The following is a 12,624-nucleotide window of genomic DNA, read 5'->3' as shown; positions in this document are numbered from 1 at the left end:
CGGTGGCCTCGTCGGCGGCCACGAGGGCGGCCCACGGCGGCGGCTCCGGCCAGTAGCGCTGCCGGTCGAACGCGTAGGTGGGCAGCTCGACCCGCTGGGCGCCGGTACCGGCGTAGACGGCGGACCAGTCCGGGGAGACGCCGTGGGTGTGCAGCGCGGCGAGCGCGCGCAGCAGGGTGCTCGGCTCGGCGCGGTCCCGGCGCAGGGCGGGCACCACCAGTGGGGCCCGGCCGCCGGCCGGGGCCTCGGCCAGGACGGCCTGGGCGAGGGCGGTGAGCACCCCGTCCGGGCCGATCTCGACGTAGCCGGTGACGTTGCGCTCGCGCAGTGCCACGACGGCGTCGGCGAAGCGTACCGCCTCGCGGGCGTGGCGCACCCAGTAGCCGGGCGCGCCGATCTCCGCCGCGTCGACCGGCGCGCCGGTGACGGTGGAGACCATCGGGATGCTCGGAGCCGCGTACCGCAGCCGTCCGGCGACGGCGGCGAGGTCGTCGAGCACCGGATCCATCAGCGGACTGTGGAACGCGTGGCTGACCGCCAGGCGCCGGACCCGGACACCCCGGGCGGCCCACTGGGCGGCCAGTTCCTCGACGGCGTCGCCGGCCCCGGACACCACGACCGCGGCGGGGCCGTTGACGGCCGCGACGGAGACCCGGTCGGCCCGCTCACCGAGCGTGGCGGTCACCTCGGCCTCGGTGGCGGCGACGGCGAGCATCGCGCCCCCGGCCGGCAGCGCCTGCATCAGCCGGCCCCGGGCGGCGACCAGCTCGGCGGCGTCGGCCAGGGAGAGCACACCGGCGGCGTGGGCGGCCGCGATCTCGCCGATCGAGTGCCCGGCGACGGCGTCGGGGCGGACCCCCCACGCCTCGAACAGCCGGAACAGCGCCACCTCCACGGCGAACAGCGCCGGCTGGGTGAATTCGGTGCGGTCCAGCGCCTCGGCCTCATGCGTGCCGGGCTCGGCGAAGAGCAGTGGCCTGAGCGGGCGGGGCAGGTGCGCGTCGAGGGCGGCGCAGGCCTCGTCCAGGGCGGCGGCGAAGACGGGGAACGCCTCGGCCAGCTCGCGACCCATCCCGGCCCGCTGGGCGCCCTGCCCCGAGAACAGGTACGCCACCTTCGGCCGGGGCACCGCCACGCCGGTGACCACCAGCGGCGCGTCCTCGCCGGCGCCGAGGGCGCGCAGCCCGGCGCCCAGCGCGATCCGGTCGGTGGCCAGCACGACGGCCCGGTGTTCCAGGGCGGCCCGGGCGACGGCCGACGACCAGCCGACGTCGACCGTACGTGGCGCCTCCAGCCCGGTGAGCTGCTCGGACCAGCGCTGCGCCTGGGCGGCCAGCGCGAGCCCCGAACGGCCCGACAGCAGCACCGGCACCACCGGCAGCCGCGCCGGGTCACCGGTCGGCTGCTCGGCTTCGACCGGCTCCGGGGCCTGCTCCAGGATGGTGTGCGCGTTGGTGCCGCTGATGCCGAACGAGGAGACGGCGGCGCGGCGCGGGTGGTCGGTGACCGGCCAGGGGCGGCCCTCGCGGAGCAGTTCGACCGCACCGACGCTCCAGTCCACCTGGTCGGTCGGCTCGTCCACGTGCAGGGTCTGCGGCAGGTAGCCGTGCCGCAGCGCCAGCACCATCTTGATGATCCCGGCGACACCGGCGGCGGCCTGGGTGTGACCGATGTTCGACTTGATCGAGCCGAGCCAGAGCGGCTGCTCGGCGGGCCGCTCCCGGCCGTACGTGGCGAGCAGGGCCTGCGCCTCGATCGGGTCGCCGAGCTTCGTGCCGGTGCCGTGCGCCTCGACGGCGTCCACGTCGGCCGGGGCGAGGCCGGCGTTGGCGAGCGCCTGCCGGATCACCCGCTGCTGCGACGGCCCGTTCGGGGCGGTGAGGCCGTTGGAGGCGCCGTCCTGGTTGACGGCGCTGCCCCGGATGACCGCGAGCACCGGGTGACCGTTGCGGCGGGCGTCGGAGAGCCGCTCGACGAGCAGCAGGCCGAGGCCCTCGCCCCAGCCGGTGCCGTCGGCGGCGGAGGCGAACGCCTTGACCCGGCTGTCCGGGGCGAGGCCCCGCTGCCGGCTGAAGCCGACGAACACCCCGGGGGTGGACATGACGGTGACGCCGCCGACCAGGGCGAGTGAGCACTCCGAGCGGCGCAGCGCCTGGCAGGCCCAGTGCAGCGCGACCAGCGACGACGAGCAGGCGGTGTCGACCGAGACGGCGGGCCCCTCCAGCCCGAGGGTGTACGACACCCGGCCCGACAGGACGCTGCCGGCGTTGCCGGTCATCAGGTGCCCCTCGGCGCCCTCGGCGCTGAACATCAGGTTGCGGTAGTCCTGGTAGTTGGTGCCGACGAATACGCCGGTGGCGCTGCCGCGCAGCGTGTGCGGGTCGATCCCGGCCCGCTCGACCGCCTCCCAGGACGCCTCCAGCAGCAGCCGCTGCTGCGGGTCCATGGCGAGGGCCTCGCGGGGGCTGATGCCGAAGAAGCCGGCGTCGAAGTCGGTGGCGCCGGTGACGAAGCCGCCCTCACGGGCGTAGCTGGTGCCCTCCTTCTCCGGATCGGAGTCGAAGAGCCGGTCCAGGTCCCAGCCCCGGTCGGTGGGGAACTCCCCGATGGCGTCGCCGCCGGCGGCGAGGAGCTGCCACAGTTGCTCCGGGGTGTCCGCCCCACCGGGCAGGCGGCAGCTCATCGCCACGATGGCGATCGGGTCGTCGTCCTCGGCCGCGGCGGTCGGGGCGGGGGTGGTCGCGTCGGGGACGATCCCGGTGAGCAGTTCGCCGAGGTGCGCGGCGAGCACCGTCGGGTTCGGATAGTCGAAGGCGAGCGTCGCGGGCAGCCGCAGGTCGGTGGCGGCGGCCAGGAAGTTGCGCATGTCGACTGCCGTCAGCGAATCCAGGCCGAGGTCGCGGAAGGGCTGGGTGGCCGGGATGTCGTCGGCGGCGCCGTAGCCGAGGGCCGTCGCCGCGCACTGCCGCACCAGCTCCAGCAGTGTCGCGGTGCGCTCCCCCGGCGCGAGCGCGGCGAGCCGCCGGGCGAGGGCCGACGGTACGCCCGTCTCCTCCTCGGCGGCCTCCTGCTGCCCGGCCGGCTGCGTCGCCTCCTGGGCCTCGGCGAGGTCGCCGATCAGCGGGCTGGGCCGCACCAGGGTGAACGCGGGGGCGAAACGGGCCCAGTCGATGTCGGCGACGACTGTGGTGGGCTCGTCGCGGCGCAGCGCCCGGGCGAGGGCCTCGACGGCCAGTTCCGGGTCCATGCCGATCATGCCGCCCCGGCGCAGCCGTTCCTGGGCGCGTTCGTTCTCGGCGGGCAGGCCGGCCCCGCGCCAGGCGCCCCAGGCCACCGAGAGGGCCGGCAGTCCCTCGGCCCGGCGCCGCTCGGCGAGGGCGTCGAGGAAGGCGTTGGCCGCCCCGTACGCGCCCTGCCCGGCGTTGCCGGTGGTTCCGGCCACCGAGGAGAAGAGCACGAAGGCGTCCAGGTCGAGGTCGCGGGTCAGCTCGTCCAGGTGCAGCGCGGCGACGCACTTCGACGCGGCGACGGTGTGCAGGCGCTGCGCGGTGACGGTGTCGACGATGCCGTCGTCGAGGACGGCGGCGGTGTGCAGCACGGCGCTCAGCGGGGCGTCGGCGGGGACGGCGGCGAGCAGGTCGGCCACCTGTGCCCGGTCGGCGACGTCGCAGCGGGCCACTGTGACCCGTACGCCGAGGCCGGTCAGCTCCGCCTCCAGCTCGGCGGCGCCCGGGGCGTCCGGGCCGCGCCGGCTGGCCAGCAGGACGTGCGCGGCGCCGGAGCGGCCCGCCCAGCGGGCCAGATGCCCGCCCAGTCCGCCGGTGCCACCGGTGATCAGCACGGTGCCGCGCATCCGCCGGGTGTCGTCCGCGTCGCCGGACTCGACCGGCTCGGGTTCGGTGATCCGGGTGAGGCGGCGGACGAAGACGCCGGAGGCGCGGACGGCGAGCTGGTCCTCGCCCCGGCCGGACTGCTCCGCGCCGTCGTCGCCGAAGGCGTCTTCGCCACCGCTGGCGCCGAGCGCCGCGCAGAGCAGCGCGCCGGCCTGCGCGTCGAGCACGTCGGGCAGGTCGAGCAGGCCGCCCCAGCGGGCGGGGTGTTCCAGGGCGACGGCGCGGCCGAGCCCCCAGACGGAGGCGGCGGCGGGGCGCGGCGCCGGGTCGTCGGCGCAGGCCACGACGGCTCCCCGGGTGGCGCACCACAGCGGCGCCTCGACGCCGAGCAGCCCGAGCGCCTGCACCAGCAGGGCGGTGCCCGAGACGGCCAGCGAGGTGGCCGGGTGCTCCGGGTGCGCCCGCTCGTCCAGACCCAGCAGCGAGAGCACGGCGACGGGTCCGTCCGGGCCGGTGAGCGCGGCGCTCAGCCGCTCGGCCAGCGCCGCCGGGTCGTGTGTGACGTCCAGCTCCACCGGGACGACGTCCGCGCCGAAGTTGCCGAGGGCCGACAGCACGTCGGTGACCAGCGGGTCGTCGCCCAGCGCCGCGGGCACCGGCACGAGCCAGGTGCCGGCGAGCCAGGTCAGCGGCAGGTCGGGCAGGGCCCGCCAGGTGACCCGGTAGCGCCAGCGGTCGATGTCCGGCGCGGCGTCGGCCGCGGTGAGGAAGAGCGGCGGCGCGGGCCAGTACCGGTGGTGGTCGAAGGCGTACGTGGGCAGGTCGACGGTGGCCGCGGCGGGCAGCACCCTCGTCAGGTCGACGGGCAGGCCGACGGCGTACGCGGTGGCGAGGTTGGTCAGCAGCCGGGTCGCGTCGTCGTCACCACGACGCAGACTGCCGATGGTGTGCCCGCTCACACCGGCGTCGTCAAGGATCGCGGTGACCGGCATCGTCAGCACCGGATGCGGGCTGATCTCGACGAACGTGGTGTGCCCGGCAGCCACAGCCGTCCGCACGGCCGCGTCGAAGAGCACAGTCTGCCGCAGGTTGTCGTACCAGTAGTCAGCGGTCATCACCGCCGGATCCACCCAGTCCCCGGTGAGAGTGGACACGAGCCGGGTGTGACCGGCCCGCGGACTGACACCGGCCAGGTCCGCCCGAAGCTGCTCGGCGACCTCCTGCACCGCGGGCGAATGCGACGCGTAGTCCACGGGGATCAGCCGGGCACGAACACCCTCGGCCCCGCACGCCTGGACGAGGCCGGCGACGTGCTCCGGCGGACCCGACACCACGACGGTGGACGGGCCGTTGACCGCCGCGACCCCGACACCCGGGAACGCGGGCAGCCGCTCGGCCACCGCCTCGGCCGACAGGTCCACCGACGCCATCGTCCCGGTACCCCGCAGCACCGCCAGCGCACGCGACCGCAACGCCACCGTCCGCGCCGCGTCCTCCAGGCTCAGAATGCCCGCCACGCACGCCGCGCCGATCTCACCCTGCGAGTGACCGATCACCGCGTCCGGAACCACACCCGCCGCACGCCACACCGCCGCCAGAGCGACACCGACGGCCCACAGCACCGGCTGCACCACCTCGACCCGGTCCAGCCACGACTCGTCCTCGCCCGTGAGCACCGACACGAGATCCACATCGAGATACGGCGCCAACGCCCGCCGGCACTCCGCCAGACACTCGTCGAACACCGGCGTACGACCCACCAGCCCCGCCGCCATCCGCGCCGACTGCGCGCCCTGACCCGGAAACACGAAGACCGGACCCGCACCCGGACTCGACGCCACCCCCGTGACCACGTTCCCCGCCGGCTGACCGGCAGCGAAGGCATCCAGCCCGGCAAGCAACCCCTCGACGGACGACCCGACGACAACGACGCGATGGTCGAACGCCGACCGGGTAGCCGCCAACGACCAGCCCACCTCCACCGGATCGATCCCACCCCGCTCACGCACGTGCCGCGCAAGCCGGGCAACCTGACCGGCCAACGCCGTCCCCGACCGCGCCGACACCGGCCAGGCCACCACATCCGAAGCGACCAACCCCGCCCCACGCCCACCCGCATCCGACTCGACCGGCTCAGCCGACTGCTCGATGATCACGTGAGCGTTGGTGCCGGAGATGCCGAACGAGGAGACGGCGCCCCGGCGTACCCGGCCCGTCTCGGGCCACGGGCGGGCCTGCGTCACCAGTTCCACCGCGCCGGCCGTCCAGTCGACGTGCGGCGACGGCGCGTCGACGTGCAGCGTCGCCGGCACGAGGCCGTGCCGGATGGCGAGCACCAGCTTGATCACGCCGGCCACGCCCGCGGCGGCCTGGGCATGGCCGATGTTCGACTTCACCGAGCCGAGCAGCAGTGGCGGTGCCTCGTCACGGTCCTGCCCGTACGTGGCGATGAGCGCCTGCGCCTCGATCGGGTCGCCCAGCCTGGTGCCGGTGCCGTGCGCCTCCACCACGTCGACGTCGGCGGTGGAGAGCCGGGCGGAGGTGAGTGCCTGGCTGATGACCCGCTGCTGGGCCGGCCCGTTGGGCGCGGTCAGCCCGTTCGACGCGCCGTCCTGGTTGACGGCGGTGCCGCGGACCACAGCCAGGACGCGGTGGCCGTTGCGGCGGGCGTCCGACAGCCGCTCGACCAGCAGCCAGCCGACCCCCTCGGAGAACCCGGCACCGTCGGCGGCGGCGGCGAACGACCGGCAGCGCCCGTCGGTGGAGAGTGCGCGCTGCCGGCTGGATCCGATGTAGAGGCCCGGGGTGGCCATCACGGTCACCCCGCCGGCCAGCGCCAGGTCGCACTCCCCCGCCCGCAGCGCCTGCACGGCGAGGTGCAGCGCCACCAGCGACGACGAGCAGGCCGTGTCGATGGATACGGCCGGTCCTTCGAGCCCGAGGGCGTACGACACCCGGCCCGACGCGACGGCCGCCGCGCCCCCGGTCATCGAGTGCCCTTCGTCGCCGTCGGGCGACATCATCAGCAGGGTGCCGTAGTCCTGCCCGTTGGTGCCGACGAACACCCCGGTCCGGCTGCCGCGCAGCGAGGCGGGGTCGATGCCGGCGGCCTCTACCGCCTCCCAGGAGGTCTCCAGCAGCAGCCGCTGCTGGGGGTCCATGGTCAGCGCCTCGCGCGGCGAGATGCCGAAGAAGGCGGAGTCGAAGTCGCCGGCCCCGTCGACGAACCCGCCCTCCCGGGCGTACGAGGTGCCCGGGTGGTCGGGGTCGGGGTGGTAGAGGCGCTCCAGGTCCCAGCCCCGGTCGTCGGGGAAGGGCGCGACGGCGTCCCGGCCGTCCCGCAACAGCTCCCACAGGTCGTCGGGGTTGCGCACCCCGCCCGGCAACCGGCAGCTCATCGCCACGATCGCCACCGGCTCCAGTTCCTGGGACTGGGCCTCGCTGAGTCGGCGGCGGGTGTCGTGGAGATCAGCCATGACCCGCTTGAGGTAGTCGCGGAGCTTGTCTTCGTTGGCCATCGGAGTGCCGCTTCCTCGAAAGAGACGGGAGAGAGCTGGAGCTGGGTCAGGAGATGCCGAGGTCCTTGTCCACCATCGCGAACAGTTCGTCGTCGGTGGCGTCGTCGAGGTGCCGGCCGATGTCGGCGCCACCGCTGTCCTGGCCGAGCCGGGAGAGCATCGCCTGCAGGCGTACGGTGGCCCGCACCCGGGCCGCCTCGTCCCGGGCGACCTCGTCGAGGCCCTCGGCGATCCGGTCCAGATCGTCGAGGAGCGCGTTCGGGGTGACCACGTCGTCGTGGGCGACCTCGGCGTAGAGGTACTCCGCCAGGGTCGTCGGGGTCGGGTAGTCGAAGACCAGGGTGACCGGGAGGGCCACGGCGGTGGCCGCGCCGAGCCGGTTACGCAGCTCGACGGCGGTGACGGAGTCGAAGCCCAGCTCCCGGAACGCCCGATGCTCGTCCACGGAGTCGGCGGACGGGTAGTTGAGCACGGCGGCGACCTGGCCACGGACCAGGCCGAGCAGCACGGCGAACCGCTCGGCGGCGGGCAGCCCGGCGAGCCGCTCCCGCAACGACTCCGGGCCGTCGCCGACCTCCACGCTGTCCATCGCCTCGGCGGCGGCGAGCCGCCGCACGTCCGGCAGGTCGCTGATCAGCGGACCGGGCCGGGTGGCGGTGAACGCGACGGAGAACCGTTCCCAGGCGATGTCGGCGATGGTGAGGAACGCCTCGCCGTGGTCCACGGCCTGGTGCAGCGCGGTGATCGCCGCCTCCGGGGTCATCTCGGGTACGCCGTGGCGGTGCAGCAGCTCGCCGAGCGGCCCGTCGGCCATGCCGCCGCCGGCCCACGCCCCCCAGGCGACGGAGGTGGCGGTGAGGCCGAGGCCCCGGCGGTGCTGGGCGAGCGCGTCGAGGAACGCGTTGCTCGGGGCGTAGTTGCCGACGCCGGAGCTGGCCACGCTGCCGGCGAAGGACGAGAACATGACGAACGCGGACAGCTCGTGGTCGAGGGTCAGCTCGTGCAGGTTGTACGCGACGTCGACCTTGGCCCGCAGCACCCGTTCGATCTGCTCGGGCCGGATGTCGTTGATCATGGCGTCGTCGAGGACCGCGGAGGCGTGCACGACCGCGGTGAGCGGGTACTCGGCGGGGATCGCCTCGATCAGCTCGGCCAGGGCGTCGCGGTCGGAGGCGTCGCACTCGACCACTGTGGCCTGGGCGCCCAGCGCGGTGAGGTCGTCGACGAGCTGCTGCGCGCCGGGCGCGGCCATGCCCCGCCGGCTGACGACGACGATGTTCTCCACACCGCTGCGGGCCAGCCAGCGGGCGGCGTGCCCACCGAGCGCGCCGGTGCCGCCGGTGACGAGCCCCGTGCCGTACGGCTGCCACGGGTTGGCGGGCTGACTGTCGCCGAGCGGGACGCGGGTGAGCCGGCGGGCGAGCAGGCCACTCGGGCGTACCGCGATCTGGTCCTCGTCCCCGGCGGTGGTGAGGGCCGCGACCAGCAGGTCGGCACAGCGGTCCTCCACGGCCTCGGGCAGGTCCACGAGGCCGCCCCAGCGCTGCGGGTGCTCCAGCGCGGCGACCCGGCCGAAGCCCCAGACCAGCGACTGCGCCGGGGCGCGCAGCAGGTCGGCCATGCCTACCGACGCGGCGCCGGAGGTGACGCTCCACATCGGCGCGCGCAGGCCGATGTCGCCGAGGGCCTGGAAGAGCGCGACGGTGGCGGCGAAGCCGCCGGGCACGGAGGGGTACAGCGGGTGGGCCAGCTCGTCGAAGGCGAGCAGCGAGACCACGCCGGCGACGTCGGCGGTGGCGTCGCCGCCCGGTCCGGCGGCGAGCGCCTCCTGCAGCAGCTTGCCGAACTGGTCGCGGTCGACGTCGGGCGTGGAGACGGCCACCGGCACGAGCGTCGCGCCGGCCGCCGCGATCGCCTCGACGCAGGCGTCCTGCCAGGGCTCGATGATGTCGCCGGTCGGCATGACCACGACCCAGGTGCCGTCCATGCCCCGGTTGGCGACGCCGGTCAGGGGCTTCCAGGTGTCCTGGTAGCGCCAACTGTCGATGTCGGCCTGCCGGCGCCGCTGCCGGCGCCAGGAGGTGAGCATCGGCAGGGCCGGCAGCAGCGCGTCGAGAACCTCGTGTGCCGGGGTCTCCTCGGTGGCGATGGTCTCGGCGAGCGCCGTGACGTCCCCGCTCTCGACGGCGGCCCAGAAGCCCGCGTCGCCCGGGTCGCCGCTCATGCCCGACAGCAGGGTCTCCAGGTCGGGCCCGCCGCTGCCGTCGAGCCAGAACCGCTGGTGGTCGAAGGCGTACGTGGGCAGCGGCGCGACCTCGGTCTCGGCGAGGACGTCCGCCAGGTCGACGGGCAGGCCGACGGCGTACGCGGTGGCGAGGTTGGTCAGCAGCCGGGTCGCGTCGTCGTCGCCCCGGCGCAGGCTGCCGATGGTGTGCCCGCTCGCGCCGGTGTCGTCGAGGATCGCGGTGACCGGCATCGTCAGCACCGGGTGCGGGCTGATCTCGACGAACGTGGTGTGCCCGGCGGCGACCGCCGTACGGACGGCGGCGTCGAACTGCACGGTCTGCCGCAGGTTGTCGTACCAGTGCTCCGCGCCCATGGTGAGCGGGTCGGCCCACTCGCCCGTGAGGGTGGAGACCAGCCGGGTGTGGCCGGCCCGCGGGGTGACGCCGGCCAGGTCCGCGCGGAGCTGCTCGGCCACCTGCCGCACGGCCTCGGAGTGCGACGCGTAGTCCACGGGGATCAGCCGGGCGCGGACGCCCTGCGCCTGGCACGCCTGCACGAGGTCGGCCACGGGCTGCGGCGGGCCGGACACCACGACGGTGGACGGCCCGTTGACGGCCGCGACTCCGACGCCCGGGAACTCCCCCAGGCGCTCGGTGACCGCGTCGGCGGACAGGTCGATCGACGCCATCGTCCCGGTCCCCCGCAGCACCGTCAGCGCCCGCGACCGCAACGCCACTGCCTTCGCGGCGTCCTCCAGGCTCAGGATCCCGGCGACACAGGCCGCGCCGATCTCGCCCTGGGAGTGACCGATCACCGCGTCCGGGACGACGCCCGCCGCGCGCCACACGGCCGCCAGGGCGATGCCGACGGCCCACAGCACCGGCTGCACGACCTCGACCCGCTCCAGCCACGACTCGTCGTCACCGGTCAACACCGCAACGAGGTCCACATCGAGGTACGGGGCCAGGGCCCGCTGACACTCCGCCAGACGCGCGTCGAACACCGGCGTCCGACCCACCAGACCGGCCGCCATCCGCGCCGACTGCGCACCCTGACCCGGGAACACGAACACCGCACTCGTCCCGACGGCCGTACCCGTGACCAGGTTCCCCGCCGGCGCACCAGCCGCCAGGGCGTCCAGCCCCGCCAGCAACTCCTCCGCGCTCGACCCGACCACGACCGCCCGCTGGTCGAACGTCGACCGGGTGGCGGCGAGAGACCAGCCCACCGCCGCCGCGTCGAGGTCGGCGTGCGCGCGGACGTGCTGGGCCAGGCGAGCGGCCTGACCGGCCAGCGCGCCCTTCGACCGCCCCGACACCGTCCAGACGACGACGTCGGAGGCCACGAGCCCCGGGCTGCGATCCTCGGCGGCCTCGCCGTCGGGCTCCACGCTCTCGGCGGGGAGGTCCTCGGGCAGTTCGATGATGACGTGGGCGTTGGTGCCGGAGATGCCGAACGACGACACCGCCGACCGGCGCGCCCGGTCCACGGCCGGCCACGGCCGCGACTCGATCGCCAGCTCGACGGCCCCGGAGTTCCAGTCGATGTGCGGCGACGGCTCGTCCACGTGCAGCGTCGCGGGGACCACGCCCTCGCGCATCGCCAGCACCATCTTGATCACACCGGCGACACCGGCGGCGGCCTGCGTGTGGCCGATGTTCGACTTGACCGAGCCGAGCAGCAGCGGCTCCTCGCGGTCCTGCCCGTACGTGGCGAGCAGGGCCTGCGCCTCGATCGGGTCACCGAGCGTGGTGCCGGTGCCGTGCGCCTCGACCACGTCCACGTCGGCCGCGGAGAGCCGCGCCGAGGCCAGCGCCTGCCGGATCACCCGCTGCTGCGACGGACCGTTCGGGGCGGTCAGCCCGTTCGAGGCGCCGTCCTGGTTGACGGCGCTGCCCCGCACGATCGCCAGCACCTCGTGCCCGTTGCGCCGCGCGTCCGACAACCGCTCCACCAGCAGCACGCCCACACCCTCGCCCCAGCCCGTGCCATCCGCACCCGCCGCGAACGCCTTGCACCGGCCGTCGGCCGCCAGGCCCCGCTGCCGGGAGAACTCCACGAACAGCCCGGGCGTCGCCATCACGGTCACGCCGCCGGCGAGGGCCAGGTCGCACTCGCCACGCCGCAGCGACTGCACCGCCAGGTGCAACGCCACACGCGACGACGAACACGCCGTGTCCACCGACACCGCCGGCCCCTCCAACCCCAACGCGTACGCCACCCGACCCGACACCACACTCGCGGCGTTGCCCGTTCCCGCGAAGCCCTCCACCTCGTCCCCCGCCACCATCAGCAGGGCCCCATAGTCCTGACCATTCGTGCCCACGAACACCCCTGTTCGCGAACCCCGCAGAACCCCAGGCTCAACCCCTGCCCGCTCGACCGCCTCCCACGAAACCTCCAGCAACAACCGCTGCTGCGGGTCCATGGCCAACGCCTCGCGGGGGGAAATCCCGAAGAAACCGGCATCAAACTCCGCCGCCTCGTAGAGGAAGGCGCCGCTGCGGACGTAGGAGGTGCCGGTGGAATAGGGGTCGGGGTCGTAGAGGCGCTCGACGTCCCAACCCCGATCGCCGGGGAGGTCCGACACGGCGTCGCGGCCGGCGTGCAGCATCTGCCAGAACCGCTCGGGATCGTTGGCCCCGCCGGGGAAGCGGCAGGACATGGCCACGATGGCCACCGGCTCGTCGTCGCCCAACGCCACCGGGGCGGCCTCGACGGCCACGGCGGCCTCCCCGCCCAGTTCCTCGTGCAGGTGCCGGGCGAGCGCGGTCGGCGACGGGTAGTCGAAGACCAGGGTCACCGGCAGCCGCAGCGAGGTGGCGGTGGCGAGCCGGTTGCGCAGTTCCACCGCGGTCACCGAGTCGAAGCCGAGGTCGCGGAACGCGTGGTGCGGGTCGACGGCCTGGCCGTCGGCGTACCTGAGGACCGTGGCCGCCTGGTCGCGGACCAGGTCGAGCAGCGCCTGCTGGCGCTCGGCGGCGCTCATCCGGGTGAACGCGCCGGCCGGGCCGGCCTCGTCGGTCTCCTTCGTCTCGGCCAGTCCC

The 12,624-nt window shown here is 74.9% G+C and carries 2 protein-coding genes; both read right to left on the bottom strand.

Annotation, left to right across the window (positions count from 1 at the left end):
• The coding region (locus tag KBX39_RS09220; RefSeq protein WP_210870010.1) for a type I polyketide synthase at nt 1–7,351 on the bottom strand (7,351 nt) is incomplete at its 3' end.
• Between the two features lie 46 nt (nt 7,352–7,397).
• Nucleotides 7,398–12,624 (bottom strand): type I polyketide synthase (locus KBX39_RS09215; RefSeq protein ID WP_210870008.1); only part of this gene is annotated, 5,227 nt, incomplete at its 5' end.

This window comes from Micromonospora sp. D75 (assembly GCF_018070405.1).
In the GTDB taxonomy this organism is placed as follows: domain Bacteria; phylum Actinomycetota; class Actinomycetes; order Mycobacteriales; family Micromonosporaceae; genus Micromonospora; species Micromonospora chalcea.
This window is presented reverse-complemented; position numbering and strand designations above follow the sequence as displayed.